This window comes from Aeromicrobium sp. Leaf291, from assembly GCF_001423365.1.
In the GTDB taxonomy this organism is placed as follows: domain Bacteria; phylum Actinomycetota; class Actinomycetes; order Propionibacteriales; family Nocardioidaceae; genus Aeromicrobium.
Map to the genome: position 1 here is coordinate 946,502 of NZ_LMNM01000001.1, position 16,898 is coordinate 963,399.

At 72.0% G+C, this 16,898-nt stretch carries 18 protein-coding genes; 13 read left to right on the top strand and 5 right to left on the bottom strand.

Going from position 1 to position 16,898, the window contains the following annotated elements; all coding sequences use genetic code 11:
* Positions 1-69: 69 nt before the first annotated feature.
* The 11 genes from ASF35_RS04765 to ASF35_RS04815 all read left to right on the top strand — a co-directional run bounded on the left by ASF35_RS04765 (position 70) and on the right by ASF35_RS04815 (position 10,180).
* Positions 70-1,950 carry a hypothetical protein gene (locus ASF35_RS04765; protein ID WP_156367955.1) on the top strand — a complete coding sequence of 627 codons (1,881 nt, stop codon included), beginning with the start codon at positions 70-72 and terminating at the stop codon, positions 1,948-1,950.
* Positions 1,947-2,183 carry a hypothetical protein gene (locus tag ASF35_RS04770; protein WP_055963573.1) on the top strand — a complete coding sequence of 79 codons (237 nt, stop codon included), beginning with the start codon at positions 1,947-1,949 and terminating at the stop codon, positions 2,181-2,183. Before ASF35_RS04765 ends, ASF35_RS04770 begins: the two co-directional genes overlap by 4 nt.
* On the top strand, positions 2,180-2,623 hold the full coding sequence (locus tag ASF35_RS04775; RefSeq protein WP_055963576.1) for a hypothetical protein: 444 nt from the start codon (positions 2,180-2,182) through the stop codon (positions 2,621-2,623). Before ASF35_RS04770 ends, ASF35_RS04775 begins: the two co-directional genes overlap by 4 nt.
* Positions 2,624-2,641: 18 nt before the next feature.
* Complete coding sequence (locus ASF35_RS04780) at positions 2,642-3,904, top strand: hypothetical protein (protein WP_235493051.1); 1,263 nt, start codon at positions 2,642-2,644, stop codon at positions 3,902-3,904.
* 9 nt (positions 3,905-3,913) lie between these two features.
* Positions 3,914-4,192, top strand: a complete 279-nt coding sequence (locus ASF35_RS04785) for a hypothetical protein (protein ID WP_055963579.1) — start codon at positions 3,914-3,916, stop codon at positions 4,190-4,192.
* 201 nt (positions 4,193-4,393) lie between these two features.
* Entirely contained in the window at positions 4,394-6,025 is a 1,632-nt protein-coding gene (gene groL / locus ASF35_RS04790) for a chaperonin GroEL (protein ID WP_055963583.1), read from the top strand.
* 106 nt (positions 6,026-6,131) lie between these two features.
* Positions 6,132-6,506, top strand: coding sequence for an MmcQ/YjbR family DNA-binding protein (locus ASF35_RS04795; protein ID WP_055966173.1), 375 nt, complete (start codon positions 6,132-6,134; stop codon positions 6,504-6,506).
* 27 nt (positions 6,507-6,533) lie between these two features.
* Positions 6,534-7,274: a hypothetical protein gene (locus ASF35_RS04800; protein ID WP_156367956.1), complete on the top strand. Its 741-nt coding sequence runs from the start codon at positions 6,534-6,536 to the stop codon at positions 7,272-7,274.
* 155 nt (positions 7,275-7,429) lie between these two features.
* A complete protein-coding gene (locus ASF35_RS04805; RefSeq protein ID WP_055963586.1) occupies positions 7,430-8,371 on the top strand; it encodes a MetQ/NlpA family ABC transporter substrate-binding protein in 942 nt (313 codons plus the stop codon).
* Positions 8,372-8,444: 73 nt separating this feature from the next.
* A complete protein-coding gene (locus tag ASF35_RS04810) occupies positions 8,445-9,521 on the top strand; it encodes a methionine ABC transporter ATP-binding protein (RefSeq protein WP_055963589.1) in 1,077 nt (358 codons plus the stop codon).
* Positions 9,521-10,180 (top strand): methionine ABC transporter permease, encoded by a 660-nt coding sequence (locus tag ASF35_RS04815; protein WP_055963593.1) that lies wholly within the window; start codon positions 9,521-9,523, stop codon positions 10,178-10,180. Before ASF35_RS04810 ends, ASF35_RS04815 begins: the two co-directional genes overlap by 1 nt.
* A 103-nt stretch (positions 10,181-10,283) precedes the next feature.
* Here ASF35_RS04815 and ASF35_RS04820 read toward each other — a convergent pair whose 3' ends face one another.
* From ASF35_RS04820 to ASF35_RS04840, 5 genes are read right to left on the bottom strand one after another with little or no spacing between them, the layout of a single operon-like run.
* A complete protein-coding gene (locus ASF35_RS04820; RefSeq protein ID WP_055963597.1) occupies positions 10,284-11,120 on the bottom strand; it encodes a tryptophan 2,3-dioxygenase in 837 nt (278 codons plus the stop codon).
* 42 nt (positions 11,121-11,162) lie between these two features.
* On the bottom strand, positions 11,163-12,038 hold the full coding sequence (locus tag ASF35_RS04825) for a biotin-dependent carboxyltransferase family protein (RefSeq protein WP_055963600.1): 876 nt from the start codon (positions 12,036-12,038) through the stop codon (positions 11,163-11,165).
* Positions 12,035-12,643, bottom strand: a complete 609-nt coding sequence (locus ASF35_RS04830) for an allophanate hydrolase subunit 1 (protein WP_055963604.1) — start codon at positions 12,641-12,643, stop codon at positions 12,035-12,037. The genes ASF35_RS04825 and ASF35_RS04830 overlap by 4 nt, the downstream gene beginning before the upstream one ends.
* Positions 12,640-13,329: a LamB/YcsF family protein gene (locus tag ASF35_RS04835; protein WP_055963607.1), complete on the bottom strand. Its 690-nt coding sequence runs from the start codon at positions 13,327-13,329 to the stop codon at positions 12,640-12,642. The genes ASF35_RS04830 and ASF35_RS04835 overlap by 4 nt, the downstream gene beginning before the upstream one ends.
* A 37-nt stretch (positions 13,330-13,366) precedes the next feature.
* Positions 13,367-14,536 (bottom strand): methyltransferase domain-containing protein, encoded by a 1,170-nt coding sequence (locus ASF35_RS04840; RefSeq protein WP_055963610.1) that lies wholly within the window; start codon positions 14,534-14,536, stop codon positions 13,367-13,369.
* A gap of 228 nt (positions 14,537-14,764) precedes the next feature.
* On the opposite strand from ASF35_RS04840, the gene groES reads away from it, so the two are divergent.
* Positions 14,765-15,058 carry a co-chaperone GroES gene (gene groES, locus ASF35_RS04845; RefSeq protein ID WP_055963614.1) on the top strand — a complete coding sequence of 98 codons (294 nt, stop codon included), beginning with the start codon at positions 14,765-14,767 and terminating at the stop codon, positions 15,056-15,058.
* A gap of 207 nt (positions 15,059-15,265) precedes the next feature.
* Positions 15,266-16,870 (top strand): chaperonin GroEL, encoded by a 1,605-nt coding sequence (gene groL / locus ASF35_RS04850; RefSeq protein ID WP_055963617.1) that lies wholly within the window; start codon positions 15,266-15,268, stop codon positions 16,868-16,870.
* Positions 16,871-16,898: the final 28 nt, after the last annotated feature.

Here is a 16,898-nt window from a genome sequence, read left to right on the forward strand (position 1 = left end):
GAGCGCCCCGGTGTGACGCACCTCATCTGACACTTGCGGTGTCACATGGCGCGCTGACATACTCCCGGAATGTTCCCCGCCATCCTCGTCGCCGCAGAGCCTGCCCCCGTGGGCGGAGCGGCCCTCGACCAGGTCATCGGACTGAGCGTCGGGGCCGGCCTCGTGACCGCGGTCCTCGTCGCCATCGCCTGGGCCCACCGCACCCACCGCATCGAGTGGTTCCAGACCCTCGGTGACCGCCTGCACGAGCGCACCGGCGAGCCCGGCTGGGCGTCCATCCCCTCGCTGTTCGTGGCCAGCTCCCTCGTCGTCGCGCTGCTCGGGTTCCTGTGGGACGTGAGCCTGCACGCCGGTCGCGGACGCGACGAGGGCCCGCTCGCGAACCCTGCCCACTACCTGATCCTCTACGGGCTCTTCGCCCTGTTCATCGCCGGCATGAGCGCGATCGTGTTCCCGCGCGACGGCCAGCGTCCCGGCATCGCGTCGGTGCGGATCACCCGCAGCTGGTACGCCCCCGTCGCCGGCATCTTCATCGCCGCGTGCGGGCTCTACGCCCTCATCGGCTTCCCGCTCGACGACGTGTGGCACCGCCTGTTCGGCCAGGACGTCACGCTCTGGGGCCCGACGCACCTCATGCTGATCGGCGGCGCCGGCCTCTCGACGGCCGGCATCATCCTGCTGCACCGCGAGGCCGAGTTCTCCGAGGAGTGGAAGCGCTCGGCCGACAACCACGGCGCGCGCACGCTGCACAAGCTGACCCTCTCGATGGCGTTCGGCGGCCTCCTCATCGGCCTGTCGGTCTTCCAGGCGGAGTTCGACTTCGGCATCGCGCAGTTCCGCATGGTCTTCGCGCCGCTGATGATCGCTGCGGCCGCCGCACTGACCCTCGTGGCCGCGCGGCTGTACGCCGGTCCGGGCGCGGCCCTGTTCGCGGCGTTCTTCTTCGTCATCACGCGCGGCGTCGTCTCGTTCATCGTGGGCGACGTCTTCGGCCAGGCGTCGCACGTGTTCCCGCTCTACCTCGGCAGCGCCCTGATCATCGAGCTGCTGGCGCTCAGCCGACTGAAGGACAAGCCGCTCGTGTTCGGCGCCGTCGGCGGTCTGCTGATCGGCACGGTCGGCACCGTCATCGAGAAGTTCTGGAACGACGCCGTCTTCCAGTTCCCGTGGCCGCAGGACATCTGGCTCGAGAGCCTGGTGACCGTGGTTCCCGTGGCCCTGGGCGCCGGTCTGTGCGGCGCCCTGTTCGCGATGGGCCTCGACGGCCGCCTGCCGAGCAACCGCTGGGTGGGCCGCTCGATCGTGGTCGGGTCGATCGTCGTCACGTCCGTGGCCGTCGGCAACGGGCTCAACGCCACGGTGCCCGAGAACGCCGAGGCCACGTTCGCCGTCCAGCAGGTCGGCACGGAGGCCCAGCCCGAGATCATGGTCGAGGTCACCACCACCGAGGGCCTCGTCGACGAGAACCCGACGTGGGTGCAGATCACCGCGTGGCAGGGCGGAGGAGCCGGCGTCGTCACGCAGTCGCTGAGGCGCACCGGCCCGGACTCGTGGGAGACCACCGAGCCCATGCCGATCGGCGGCACCTGGAAGACGCTGCTGCGCGTGCAGGACGGCCGCATGCTCACCGCCGCGCCGATCTTCCTGCCGGCCGACGAGGCGCTCGGGGCCGAGGAGGTCCCGGTCGAGTCGCAGATGACCCGCGAGTTCGTCCCGGAGATCGAGATCCTGCAGCGTGAGCGCGAGCTCGACACCTCGCCGTGGATGTGGGGCGTGGCGAACCTCGTGGTCCTGATCTGCAGCCTCGCGATCCTGGCCGGCATCAGCGTGGCCGTGGCGCGCGTCTCCGGGGCCATCGCCCGCGAGGGACGCCGTCGGCGCGACGAGCTGGAGCACGGCCCGGGCGGCGGCTCGGGCCTGGACCAGGGGAGCGGAGCCGGGACGGCGTGACCCCCGACCCGGCGGTCCTCGGGGTCGCCCACGGCGAGGTGCTGTGGGCGCACCACGCCGCCCTCGTCGCGATCCCGGCCTTCGTGCCGGCGATCGTGGTCGTGGGGGTGGTGCTCTACATCGCCCGCAAGGACCGCCAGGACGAGCAGCGGGAACGAGACCTGATCGACCGGGCCTTCGAGCCCGACGCCGGCGAGACCCCCGACGACGGGGAGGAGAGGAACCCGACATGAGGACGACTCCGACCGCGCGGCTGACCGCCGCCCTGGTGACGACCGTGGCTGCCGGGCTGCTGCTCGCCGGGTGCGGAGACCCGGACCCGGGCACGGACGCCCCCAGTGCTGCCCCGAGCAGCGCGAGCGCGTCCCCGTCGGCCAAGGAGAGTGCCGACGTGAGTGCCGAACCTGGCGTGGTCGTCGACGTCACCCTCTCCGCCGACGGCCCGACGCCGCAGGGCGAGCGGGTGGAGGTCGAGGTCGGGGAGCCGATCACGTTGAACGTCACGGCCGAGGTCGCCGACGAGGTGCACGTGCACTCCGACCCGGAGGTGAGCATCGACGTCGAGGCCGGTGACGAGACGTCGAGGACGTTCACGATCGACCGCCCCGGCCAGGTGGCGGTGGAGTCGCACGCCACCCACGCCGTGATCGTGCAGCTCGTCGTCCGGCCCTGACCCGTGCTCGATCCGTTCGTGGGAGCCGTGCTGCCGCTGCCGATGCACGGCGTCGGCGGCTCGACGGACCTGCCGATCCCGTTCCTGTACGCGATCGTCGGTGCGTCGTGGGCGCTCACCATCTCCTTCGCCGTGCTGGCGTTCGCGTGGAAGGAGCCGCGCCTCCAGCCGCCGGCCGGGCACGTCGTCCCCGACGAGCCGTCGCGGCGGCCGTGGCTCGCCGTGCTGGGTGCGCTGCTCGCCGCCTGGTTCCTGGGTGCCCTGTTCCTCGGCCCCGACGACGCGACGAACCCGGGCATCGCCGCCTTCTACATCCTCGTGTGGGTGGGGCTGGTGCCGTTGGCGCTGCTCGCCGGGCACGTGTGGAAGGACCTGTCGCCGTGGCGGTCGCTGCAGTGGCTGGTGGGTCGCGCGACCGGTCGTCCGGAGGGCTTCGTGGCCTACCGCGACGTCTGGGGCTACTGGCCGGCGGCGGTGGGGCTGTTCGCCTTCGTGTGGCTCGAGCTGGTCTCGCCCGACGCCGGCGACGTCGTCACGGTGCGCACCTGGGTGGCCACCTACGTGGTCGTCACGGTGCTGGGCGGTGTGCTGTTCGGCCCGCGCTGGTTCGACCGCGCCGACCCGTTCGACGTCTACAGCGCCTTCGTGGCTCGCCTCGCCCCGCTCGTGCGTGACCGCAGGTTCGACCCGCACGACCCGTTGCGCTCTCTGCCGCTGCTGCCCGTCGCGCCCGGCCTGGTGGCCGCGATCGCTGTGCTGCTGGGGTCCACGGCCTTCGACAGCTTCTCGGCGTCCGAGCGGTGGCAGTCGGGCTCGCACTCCACGCTCACGACGTCACTGGTGCTGCTGCTGTTCTGCGTCGTGGTCGGCGTGGCGTTCGTCGCGGCGTCGGTGGCCACGGGCGGGGTCACGCCACACGAGCGCCGGGCGCTGCCCGGACTGATGGCGCACTCGCTGGTGCCGATCGTCGTGGGCTACATCTTCGCCCACTACCTGACCTACCTGCTCGAGCGCGGCCAGGCCGCGGCGATCGACCTGCTCCAGCTCCTGGGGGTCGGCAACGGGCTGGAGGTCTCGTACTTCCTGTCCGAGCACCCGGACGTGCTGGCCGTCTACAAGGTCGGGTTCGTGGTGGCCGGGCACGTCGTGGCCGTCGTCGCGGCGCACGACCGGGCACTCGCGCTGCTGCCGCGTGCGCACCGGCTCACCGGCCAGCTCGCCATGCTCGTGCTCATGGTCGGCTACACGTTCACCGGCATCTACCTGCTCCTCTCGGTCTAGGCTCGACGGATGGAGCCGACGGTCGCGGGAGAGGTGCTGACGACGCACCCGGTGGCCGTGCTGGCCATCCCCGCGTTCATCCCGGTCGTGGTGATCGTCGCGACGGTCCTGTGGATCGCCCGCAAGGACCGGCTGGCGGAGGCCGCGGAGCACGAGGCCGGCGACCCCGTCGCTCCGGTCCTGCCCGTGCCGGTCCCCGTGGCCGCCGTCGATCCCACTCGCGGTGAGACCCGCGGCCGGCCCTGGCGCGACCGCCTCCCCCGCCTCGTCATCGGCGACGAGGACTGACCGGTCGTCCCGCGGGGCGGACTGGCACTCTCGGGACCCGATTGCCAGTCGTTGGTTAGCACTCCTATAGTGAGAGTGCTAGACATCAGACCGGCCCGGTGAGGGTCACGGCCGCAGCGGGAAGGGTTCGCCGCGGCGCAGGGCTCGTCCGTCGCGGGCACCGACCGGTCACACCCACCACGTCGAACCGGAGAGTTCCACATGGCCAAGACCATTGCGTTCAACGAAGAGGCCCGTCGCGGTCTCGAGCGCGGCATGAACCAGCTTGCCGACGCAGTCAAGGTGACGCTCGGCCCCAAGGGTCGCAACGTCGTGCTCGAGAAGAAGTGGGGCGCGCCCACGATCACCAACGACGGTGTCTCCATCGCCAAGGAGATCGAGCTCGAGGACCCCTACGAGAAGATCGGCGCCGAGCTCGTCAAGGAGGTCGCCAAGAAGACCGACGACGTCGCCGGTGACGGCACCACCACGGCCACCGTGCTGGCCCAGGCGCTCGTGCGCGAGGGTCTGCGCAACGTGGCCGCCGGCGCCAACCCGATGGGCCTGAAGAAGGGCATCGAGGCCGCCGTCGAGGCCATCAGCAGCCAGCTGCTGGGCATGGCCAAGGATGTCGAGACCAAGGAGCAGATCGCCTCCACCGCGTCCATCTCGGCCGCTGACCCCACGGTCGGCGAGATCATCGCCGAGGCCATGGACAAGGTCGGCAAGGAGGGCGTCATCACGGTCGAGGAGTCGAACACGTTCGGCCTCGACCTCGAGCTCACCGAGGGCATGCGCTTCGACAAGGGTCACCTGTCGGGCTACTTCGTCACCGACCCCGAGCGCATGGAGACGGTCCTCGAGGACCCCTACATCCTCATCGTCAACAGCAAGATCAGCTCGGTCAAGGACTTCGTCCCGGTGCTCGAGAAGGTCATGCAGTCGGGCAAGCCGCTCGCGATCATCGCCGAGGACGTCGAGGGCGAGGCCCTGGCCACCCTGATCGTCAACAAGATGCGCGGCACCTTCAAGTCGGTCGCCATCAAGGCCCCCGGCTTCGGTGACCGCCGCAAGGCCATGCTGGCCGACATCGCCATCCTCACCGGTGGCGAGGTCATCAGCGAGGAGGTCGGCCTCAAGCTCGAGAACGCCGACATCTCGCTGCTCGGCACGGCCCGCAAGGTCGTCACGACCAAGGACGAGACCACGATCGTCGAGGGTGGCGGCTCGCAGGACCAGATCGCCGGACGGGTCAACCAGATCCGCGCCGAGATCGAGAACAGCGACTCCGACTACGACCGCGAGAAGCTCCAGGAGCGCCTCGCGAAGCTGGCCGGCGGCGTGGCCGTCATCAAGGTCGGCGCGGCCACGGAGGTCGAGCTCAAGGAGCGCAAGCACCGCATCGAGGACGCCGTGCGCAACGCCAAGGCGGCCGTCGAGGAGGGCATCGTCGCCGGTGGCGGCGTGGCGCTCGTCCAGGCCACCAAGGCCGCGTTCGAGAAGCTCGAGCTCGAGGGTGACGAGGCCACGGGTGCCAACATCGTGCGCACCGCCGCGTCGGCCCCGCTGAAGCAGATCGCGATCAACGCCGGCCTCGAGGGCGGCGTCGTGGCGGAGAAGGTCGCCGGCCTCGACGCCGGTCACGGCCTGAACGCCGCCACGGGCGAGTACGTCGACCTCATCGCCGCGGGCATCATCGACCCGGCCAAGGTCACGCGCTCCGCGCTGCAGAACGCCGCGTCCATCGCGGCGCTGTTCCTCACCACCGAGGCCGTCGTGGCCGACAAGCCGGAGCCGGCTGCCGCCGGTGGCGGCGCGCCGGACATGGGCGACATGGGCGGCATGGGCTTCTGAGCCCCCACCCGCACCACCCCTGACGAGGGCCCCGACCACCGCGAGGTGGTCGGGGCCCTCGCACGTGCGGCGGGTCGTGTCGGCGGGGCGTGGCAGGCTGCTCCGCGTGGCACGTGCACCGGTACCCGAGGCGTTGCTGGCGCAGGTGGCCGCCGTCCTCGACGACCTGCCCGAGACGCGCCGCGAGCGAGCCTGGACGGGGACCCGATGGGTGGTGCGAGGACACAACGTCGCCCACGTGTTCGGGGGTGAGGACGGCCTCGTGCGGGTCACCTTCCGGGCGCCGATGGACGAGGTGGCCGCCTTCGAGCACCTCGGCCACCCCTACTTCCGCGTCGGGCGCAGCGGCGACGTGGTGGGGCTGGTGCTCGACGACGGTCCCGGCGTCGAGCCGGCGGAGCTGCGCGAGCTGCTCACGGAGTCGTACTGCGTGCAGGCCCCGCAGGAGCTCGTAGCGCAGGTCGAGCGTCCCGCGCACTGAGGTCGGCGCGGCTGGCAGGATGCACGGGTGACCACGACGCCGACGCAGGACGCGATGGGCCCGGGCATGGACCCCGGCCACCGAGAGCGTCTGCGCGCGGCCGGGGCCGAGGCCGGCGCGATCGACGCCCTCACCTGGCACCGTGCGACCGAGGGTGTCCCGCAGTGGTGGCACGACTGCGACAACGCCCTCTACCTCGCCGAGGGCGCCTGCCTGCCGGAGAAGGTCCTCGCCCAGCTGACGCTGTTCCCCGTCCGCGACGTCGTGATCGCCGTCGGGTCCGCCCTGCGCACCGTGTCGACCCTGCTCGTCGGCGGCGACGAGGCCACCGTGTTCGTCGACGCCGGCTGCGAGATCACCGCCGGCGAGCTGTTCTGCGGCGGCGGGTCCAGCATCGTGCTGCACGGCCCGCTCATCGCCACGCGGTGCGCCGTGGTCGACGCCCGCAACGGGGGGAGCATCGTGGCCGGCCCCGAGCAGCTGTGGGCCTCCGACGTGTACGTCGCGACGGACGACATGCACCGGCTCGAGGACCGCGTCACGGGCGAGCGGATCAACCCGTTCGGCGCCGACATCCGCCTCGGCCGGCACGTGTGGCTGTGCAAGGACGCCGTGGTGACCGGTCACGCCGACGTCGGCGACGGCGCCGTCGTGGCGATGCGGTCGGTGGTGCGTGGTCAGAAGGTCCCGGCCCACAGCGTGGTCGCCGGGGTGCCGGGGAGGGTGGTCCGCGACGACGTGGTCTGGTCCTACGACGACCGGGCCTGAGTCGTACCACTACCGCGGCCCTTGCTCGGCCCGTTCTCGCATGCTGGGCGTGGTCACGGTGTCGTGACGGGAGTTCGTAGCGTGCAGGGGTCGTCCTCACCCGGACGACGTCCCCTGCCCCCGTGTCGGCCGATCGCCGAGAGAAGGACCCCGCCATGTCTGAGCAGCCCACCACCATCGAGGCCCCGAAGCGGCGAGGTCCGCTCGTCGCGGGCGCGGCCGTCGCGGCCGTCGTCGTGATCGCCCTCGTCGCGTTCTTCCTGACCCGCGGCGACGACGCGACGAGCGCCGCCGGCGAGGACGCCGAGACGGTCTCCATCGGCGTCGTCGGTGCCAGCGACCCGTACTGGGAGGTCTTCGTCGACGCCGCCGCCGAGGAGGGCATCGACGTGGAGCTGCGCGACTTCACCGACTACACGCAGCCGAACCCTGCGGTCAGTGCGGGCGAGCTGGACCTCAACCAGTTCCAGCACCTGGTCTACCTGGCCGACTACAACCTGGCCAACGACGCCGACCTGACCCCGGTCGGCTCCACCGCCGTGTACCCGCTGGGTCTGTACTCCTCGCAGCACGACGCCGTCGGCGACATCCCGGACGGCGGCACCGTGGCCGTCCCGGACGACGTGAGCAACCAGGCCCGCGCCCTCGGCATCCTCGCCAAGAACGGTCTGATCGAGCTCGACGGCGAGCCGTCGATCTTCACCGACCTCTCCGACGTCGACACCGGGGCCTCGCGGGTGAAGGTCGAGGCGCTCGCGGCCGACGTGACCGCGACCAGCCTGGAGGACCTCGACGCGGCGGTCATCAACAACGACTTCGTGGAGAAGGCCGGCCTGTCGTTCGACGACGCCCTGGCGACCGACGACGCCGCCGACCCGACGGCCGAGCCCTACGTCAACGTGTTCGTGGCCCGCGCCGAGGACGCCGACAACCCCACCTACCAGCGCCTCGTCGAGATCTTCCAGGACACCAAGGCCGTGACCGACGGCCTCCAGCAGGTCTCCGGCGGAACCGCCCAGCTGGTGAAGGCGCCGCGGTCCGAGCTCGTCGACGTGTACGAGCGGGCCGAGGCCGAGACGAAGGCCAACCAGTCCTGACGCCGCTCGTGCCCGGCGACCACGACCTGGTCGTCGGGCACGGGCCTGCGCGTCCGACGTCCAGGAGGAGACCATGGCCCTGATCGAGATCGAGGGTGTCAGCAAGACGTACCCGCCCACCCGTCGCGGTGGTGAGCCCGTGCACGCCGTCGACGACGTCACCCTCCACGTCGAGGCCGGGGAGATCGTCGGCGTGGTGGGCTACTCCGGCGCCGGGAAGTCGACCCTGGTCCGGCTGGTCAACGCGCTCGAGCCGGCCACGAGCGGCACGATCCGCGTCGACGGCACCGACGTGACGACGCTGTCGGAGCGGCAGCTGCAGGGGGTTCGGCGCGGCATCGGCATGATCTTCCAGCAGTTCAACCTGTTCCACTCCCGCACGGTCTACGGCAACGTGGCCTATCCGCTCGCGGTCGCGGGCGTGCCGCAGGCGGAGCGCCACGCGCGGATCGAGCGGCTGCTCGACTTCGTGGGGCTGAGCGAGAAGGCGCACCAGCACCCCGAGCAGCTCTCCGGCGGGCAGAAGCAGCGCGTGGCGATCGCCCGCGCCCTCGCCACCGACCCCGCGATCCTGCTGGCCGACGAGGCCACGAGCGCACTCGACCCCGAGACCACGGCCGACGTCGTGGCGCTGCTGCGCCGGGTGAACGCCGAGCTGGGCGTCACCATCCTCGTGATCACCCACGAGATGGAGGTCGTGAAGAGCCTCGCCGATCGCGTGGTCGTCATGGAGCGCGGCCGCGTCGTCGAGGCCGGATCGACGTTCGACGTCTTCGCCCAGCCGTCGCACCCAGCGACGCAGCGCTTCGTGCGGACGCTCGTCGACGACGTCCCCGACGCGCGTGCCGTCGCGCACCTGCGGGAACGTCACGACGGGCGGCTCGTGACGGTCAGCTTCCGCGACGAGAGCGTCAGCCAGTCGCGGGTCTTCGCCGAGCTGGTGCGGCGTGACGTCGAGTTCGAGCTGGTCTTCGGTGGGATCGAGGACGTCCAGGGTCGCGCGTTCGGCCACCTCACGCTGGAGCTGCGCGGCGACGACGCCGCCGTCGAGGACGCCGTGCGACGCATCGGCGAGCTCGTGACCGTGACCGACGTGCCGGAGGCGGAGGCCCGCGTCGCGGACGTCGGCTCGACGGGGGAGGTGGCCTGATGGATCGCGTCCTGGAGCTGCGCGGGGAGTTCGTCTCCGAGTTCTTCGTGACCCTCTACCTCGCCGGGGCCGGTCTGCTGCTCGGTGGGCTGCTCGGGCTGGTGCTCGGGACGGCGCTCTACGTGACCCGGCGGGGCGGCATCTGGCCGAACGCGGTGGCCAACACGCTGCTCAACGTGGTGGTGAACTTCTTCCGCCCGATCCCGTTCATCCTGCTCGCGATCGCGCTGCAGCCGTTCGTGCGCGAGGTCGGCATCCGCGGCATCGGCAACGAGTTCGCGATCATCGCGATCGTCGTCGCGTCGATGTTCGGCATCGGGCGGATCGTCGAGCAGAACCTGGTGAGCGTCCAGCCGGGCGTCCTCGAGGCGGCCCGCGCGATGGGGGCCAGCCGGCTGCGGGTGGTTCTCACCGTCCTGCTGCCCGAGGCGTTCGGCCCGCTCATCCTCGGCTTCACGTTCGCCGTCGTGGCGATCGTCGACATGACGGCCGTGGTCGGCGTGATCGGCGCGGGCGGTCTGGGGAACCTGGCGCTCACCTTCGGGCTGCGCCAGTTCAACGGCTACGTCACGTGGACGGCGATCCTCCTGGTCATCGTCATCGTGCAGGTGCTGCAGTTCGCCGGCAACGCCTGGGCGCGGAAGGTGCTGCGGCGGTAGGGCCCGGCGACCGCCGTTTCGGACAGTTCCGGGGCAGTTGCACCCCGGACAGTGCCCCGGACGTGTCCGAAACGGGAGCGCTGGCCCGGGAGCGCGGCCGCGGTCAGAGCGCGGTGCGGACGTCCTGCAGCTCGGGGAAGAACGTCAGCTCGAGCGCGCGCTGCAGGAAGGACGTGCCGCTCGAGCCTCCGGTGCCGCGCTTGTGGCCGATGATCCGCTGCACCGTCTTGAGGTGGCGGAACCGCCAGAGGTGGAACCCCTCCTCGACGTCGACGAGCTCCTCGCACGTCTCGTAGACCTCCCAGTGGCGCTCGGGGTCGGCGTAGACGCGGCGGAACACCTCCACGACGCCGGGGTGCGGCTCGTAGGGCTGCGTGAGGTCGCGCTCGAGGACCGCGGGCGGCACGTCGTGGCCCTGGCGGGCCAGGTGGCCCAGGAAGGCGTCGTAGAGGCTGGGCGCGGCGAGGTCGGCGGCCAGCTGCGCCTGGGTGTCGGGCTCGTGCTCGAACACCTTGACCATCGCCGGTGTCTTGTTGCCGAGCAGGAACTCCACCGTCCGGTACTGCGCCGACTGGAACCCCGACGCCTTGCCGAGCGCGTCGCGGAACTGCAGGTACTCCACGGGGGTCAGCGTCTCGAGCACGCCCCACTGCTCGAACATCTGTCGCTGGACGGCCTTGACGCGGGCCAGCCGCTTGAGCGCGTGGGCGAGCTCGTCGGCGTCGATCAGCGCGATGGCCGAGCGCAGCTCGTGCACCAGCTGCTTGAGCCACAGCTCGGTCACCTGGTGCTGGACGACGAAGAGCATCTCGTCGTGGTGGTCGGTGACCGGCTGCTGTGCGGCGAGCAGCAGGTCCAGGCGCAGGTAGGAGCCGTACGTCGACTCGCCCGCCAGGTCGGTGGCGACGCCGTCCTCGACGGGTCGGTGGGTGGGCCTCATGCCCTCGATGGTGCCCCAGGCGCGGGTCGGGCCGCGCCGCGGTCAGGGCAGGGTGTGCCGGCGGAAGCGCACGGTCTCGCCCGGGCGAGCCTGCGCGAGGCGGTCGAGGCCGCGGCCGGTGACCACCCCGATGACCGGGTAGCCGCCGGTGACGGGGTGGTCGGGCCCGAGCACGACCGGGAGCCCGGCCGACGTCACCTGCACGCTGCCGCGCACGCACGGCTCGCTGGGCAGCTCTCCGTCGACGGCCCGCTCGAGGCCGGTGCGACCGGGAGCGGGGTGGTCCAGCCGGACGCCGATGCGGTCCGACCGCTCGGACACGACCCAGCCGGTGCCGAGGAACGCGGCCAGGGCGTCGGGCGTGAACCAGTCGTCGCGCGGACCGAGCACCACCTCGACGGTCGTGGTGCCGGGGGTCAGCAGGCTCGGGACGGGGGCGACGTCGGGCGGATCCTGGAGCGTTTCCCCGACGGCGATGTCGTCGCCGGAGGTCAGTGCCGGTGGTCCGAGCCGGCTGAGGGTGTCGGCGCTGCGCGAACCCAGGGTCGAAGGCACGTCGATGCCGCCGGCGACCGCCACGTAGCCGCGCAGGCCGTGGCCGAACGCGGCGACCGCGAGGTGCCGCCCGGCGCCCAGGCGCACCGCCCGACCGTGCTCGACCGGAGCACCGTCGACCAGCACCGGCCCGACCGCCCCCGTCACGGCGACGACGTGCTCGGACGTGGCCCGCAGCTCGAGGCCGCCTCCGAGCACCTCCAGGACGGCGGTGCCGGACGCGTCGCCCACGAGGGTCCGGGCCTGGTGGAGGGCTCGCCGGTCGAAGGCCCCCGCGGCGCCGACCCCCTGCGCGGCCAGCCCCGGTCGCCCGTCGTCCTGGACGAGCGTCAGGGGCCCGGGGTGCACGACGACCAGGCTCACGGCGAGGCCCCGGGGCCGGCGGCGCGGAAGCGGACGGTGTCGCCCGGTGCGAGCAGTGCCGCAGGGGAGCGCTCGACGTCGAAGAGCACCACGTCGGTGCGTCCGACCAGCTGCCAGCCACCGGGCGACTCCCGCGGGTAGACGCCGCTGAACCCGCCGGCCAGGGCCACGGCGCCGGCGGGAACCCGTGGCCGGGGCGTGTCCTTGCGGGGGACCGTGAGCCGCGGGTCGCCGTCGACCAGGTAAGCGAAGCCGGGGGCGAACCCGCCGAAGGCGACGGTCCAGGGTGTTGCGGTGTGCGCGCCCACCACGGCCTCGACGCTCATCTGAGTCGCCTCGGCCACGGCGTCGAGGTCGGGCCCGTCGTAGACGACGTCGACCACGTGCTCACGCGCGCCGGACGTCGACGCCGTGGGCGCCGGAGGGACGCTGCGGGCCAGCGCTCGCATCGTCGACGGTCGACCGCGCAGGAGCACGGTGCGCGCCCCCAGCACGGCCTCCACGACGTCGGGGTGGTCGACCAGCGCCGCGTGGCGGCGGCGCGCCTCGTCGAGGTCGTCGCAGTCCAGGAGCACGGCGTCCTCCCCGCACGCGCGCACCCTCACACGAACGGTCCGACGTGGTGCCCGGCCTCCGCCAGGGCGGCGCGCACGGCCCGGACGAGGGCGAGCGCGTCGGGGGAGTCGCCGTGCACGCACAGCGAGTCGACCTGGCCGGCGAGGCGCAGCGCCTGGGACACGACCTCGTCGACGTCGCCCAGCACCGCGCCCGGCTGGTCACGCGGGACGAGGGTCCCGGCGGCGGTGTACGCGCGATCGGCGAAGCCCTCGGCGACGGTCGGGAGCCCCTCGGTGGCGGCGAGCCGCAGCGAGACGGCCCCGGGCAGCCCGAGGAGCGGAAGCCCGTACGGTCCCACGGCCTCGACCACGGCCGTCGCCTGCCGCTCGTCGTGCGCGACGGTGTTGTACAGCGCGCCGTGCGGCTTGACGTAGGCCACGCGGCCACCCACGGCGTCGGCCACCTCGGCGAGCAGGTCGATCTGGGCACGCAGCTCGTCGACCAGCTCGTCCGTGGCCGGCTCCTGGGGGCGTCGGCCGAAGCCCTCGCGGTCGGGGTAGCCCACCTGCGCACCGATCGCGACGCCACGCTCGACCGCGCGCTCGCACGCGTCGAGCATGAGCTCCTCGCCGCCGGCGTAGGCGCCGCAGCACACGTTCGCGCTCGTGACGACGTCGAGCAGGGCCAGGTCGTCGGCCGACTCCGCGACGTCGGCGTTCAGGTCGATCCGCACGCCTCCACCCTAGGACCCGCGCGGGGTGCCGGACGGCTCAGCGGGGGAGCGGGTCCACGAGCAGGGCGACGGCCTTGTCGTCCACCCTGGTCAGCACCACGGTGGCGCGCACGGACCCCTTGAGCCGCAGGTGGCGGACCAGCTGTTCGGGCACGACGTCGACGCCGCGCTTCTTGATCGTCAGGGTGCCGACGTCGAGCGCGACGAGCGCCGCCTTGAGCTGCTTCTCGCGGTAGGGCAGCTCCTGCACCACGCGGAAGGAGCGGGCGAGCGGGTGGCGCACGTCGACGTCCGTGGTCACCCATGCGATGCGCGGGTCCACCAGCTGGCCGTCGATCCGCTCCGCCAGGCCTCCGACGAGACCGGCACGGATCACCGCGTCGTCCGGCTCGTGCAGCCAGCCTCCCAGCTCGCCGACGTCGCCGGGTGCGCCGTCGCCGGCCAGGTCGTCACCGCCGGGCAGGGCCGTGGCGCGACGCGGCGCGCGGTCGGTCAGGTCGAGGCCGGCGCCCCACAGGCACGCCTCCACCAGGTCGCCGCCGTCGCTGACCCACTGCGCCTCCACGCCGGTGGGGACCAGCGCGTGCGGGATGCCCGGGAGGGTCTTCACGACTGCGCGACCGGCCAGGTGTGTCGCCACGACCGACCACGGCGGGCTCATCGCCTCGGGGTCGAACACCCGGCCACGGTCGTCGCGGCGGGCCGGGTCGAGGAACACCACCTCGTCGTCCGTCGGGTCAACGTCGGCGGCGTCGGCGCAGAGCACCTCGCCGTCGAGGTCGAGGGCGGCCAGGTTGGCGCGGGCGATGGCGGCACGCACCGGGTCGCGCTCCACGCCCCGGACCCGCAGGCCGGCGCGGGCGAGCGCGAGCAGGTCCGAGCCGATGCCGCAGCCCAGGTCGAGTGCCGCCGTGGCACCCGTGCCGGCGAGGCGTTCGGCACGCAGCCGGGCCACCGAGCCACGGGTGGCCTGCTGCAGCGCCTCGTGGGTGAAGAACATCCGCGCCGCGTCGTCGCCCAGCTTGGTGCGCGCGAGCCCGCGCAGGTGGTTCTGCGTGACGGCCGCCGCCACCAGCTCGACGTCGTGGGCGCGGCGCAGCCGCGTGCCCAGGGCGAGGTCGGACTCGACCCCGGCCCGCTGGTGCACCTCGGCCACCAGCGCCCGTCCCTCGTCGGTCTGCAGCCGCTCGAACGTCGCCAGGTCCACGCGCCCATCCAACCAGCCGCCACGAACGGCGCTCCCTCCTCGCAGGTCGGCGGACGATCGTGCGTCCGCCGACGGCGAACACCCTTTAGCACTCAGTAGGGGTGAGTGCTAGATTCGGAACTGGCACTCGGGTACCGAGACTGCCAACCGTGCACGACCCCCGCGACGGCGTGCACACCCATCACGTTCCATCCGTCATTCCACCAACGTTGAAGGGGAGGTCGACCAGTGTCGGTCACCATCAAGCCGCTCGAGGATCGTCTCGTCATCAAGGCCGTCGAGGCCGAGCAGACCACCGCATCCGGACTCGTCATCCCGGACACCGCCCAGGAGAAGCCGCAGGAGGGTGAGGTCGTGGCCGTGGGCCCCGGTCGCATCGACGACTCCGGCAACCGCGTCCCGCTCGACGTCAACGTCGGCGACAAGGTCATCTTCAGCAAGTACGGCGGAACCGAGGTCAAGTACTCGGGCGAGGAGTTCCTCATCCTCTCCGCCCGCGATGTCCTCGCCGTCGTCTCCTGACGCGTTCTGACGCACGTGGCATCCCGGCTGGCGGCGTTGCTCGTCGCTCGGCGACCGCTCCGCTCAAAGGTCGCCGTCGCGACGGCGCCTTGCCAGTCGGGCGCCACGCACGTCAGAACCGCCTGACGTCACCCGCCGGGTCTCCCGGCGCACTCTGTCCGGCACTCGCCGGGCACCCCATCTGATCCATGCGTAGGAAGGCATCACATGCCCAAGATCCTCGAGTTCGACGAGGACGCACGCCGCGCCCTCGAGCGGGGCGTCGACGCCCTCGCGAACACCGTCAAGGTCACCCTCGGCCCCAAGGGCCGCTACGTCGTGCTCGACAAGAAGTGGGGCGCCCCCACGATCACGAACGACGGTGTCACCGTCGCCCGTGAGGTCGAGCTCGACGACCCGTTCGAGAACCTCGGAGCCCAGCTGGCCAAGGAGGTCGCCACCAAGACGAACGACGTCGCCGGTGACGGCACCACCACGGCCACCGTGCTCGCCCAGGCGATGGTCCACGAGGGCCTGCGCGCCGTGGCCGCCGGCGCCAACCCGGTCGGCCTGAAGAAGGGCATCGAGGCCGCGGTCAAGGCCGTCAGCGAGAAGCTGCACGAGATCGCCCGCGACGTCGACGACATCAAGGACATGACCGACGTCGCCACCGTCTCCTCGCGCGACGCGCACATCGGCGAGCTCATTGCCGAGGCGTTCGACAAGGTCGGCAAGGACGGCGTCATCACCGTCGAGGAGTCCAACACGCTCGGCACGCAGCTCGACTTCACCGAGGGCATGCAGTTCGACAAGGGCTACCTCTCGCCGTACATGGTCACCGACACCGAGCGCATGGAGTCCGTCCTCGACGACCCCTACGTGCTCGTCAACCAGGGCAAGATCAGCTCCGTCGCCGAGCTGCTCCCGCTCCTGGAGAAGGTCATCGGCGCGGGCAAGAGCCTGTTCATCATCGCCGAGGACGTCGAGGGCGAGGCGCTCAGCACGCTGGTCGTCAACAAGATCCGCGGCACGTTCACCTCGGTCGCCGTCAAGGCGCCCGCCTTCGGTGACCGCCGCAAGGCCATGCTGCAGGACATCGCGACGCTCACCGGCGCCACGGTCGTCACGCCCGACGTCGGCCTCAAGCTCGACCAGGTCGGCCTCGAGGTGCTCGGCACCGCCCGTCGCGTCGTCGTCACCAAGGACGACACGACGATCATCGACGGTGGCGGCGAGACCGCCGAGGTCGAGGGCCGGGTCAACCAGATCAAGGCCGAGATCGAGCTCACCGACTCCGACTGGGACCGCGAGAAGCTCCAGGAGCGTCTCGCGAAGCTGGCCGGCGGCGTGTGCGTGATCCAGGTCGGCGCGGCCACCGAGGTCGAGCTCAAGGAGAAGAAGCACCGCATCGAGGACGCCGTCTCGGCGACCCGCGCGGCCATCGAGGAGGGCATCGTCGCCGGTGGCGGCTCCGCCCTCGTCCACGCCGTCTCGGTGCTCGAGGGCGACCTCGGGCTCAGCGGCGACGAAGCCGTCGGCGTGCGCATCGTGCGCAAGGGTGCCGACGCCCCGCTGGAGTGGATCGCCCGCAACGGCGGCGTCTCCGGCGAGGTCGTCGTGTCGAAGGTCCGCGAGTCCGGTGAGGGCTACAACGCCGCCACCGACACCTACGGGGACCTCCTCGCGCAGGGCATCCTCGACCCGGTCAAGGTCACGCGCTCCGCGCTGGCCAACGCCGCGTCCATCACCGCCATGCTGCTCACCACCGAGACCCTGGTGGCCGAGAAGCCGGCCGACGACGAGGGTGACGCCCACGCCGGGCACAACCACTGAGTCGTCGCACCGACGCGCTGTCGACGGC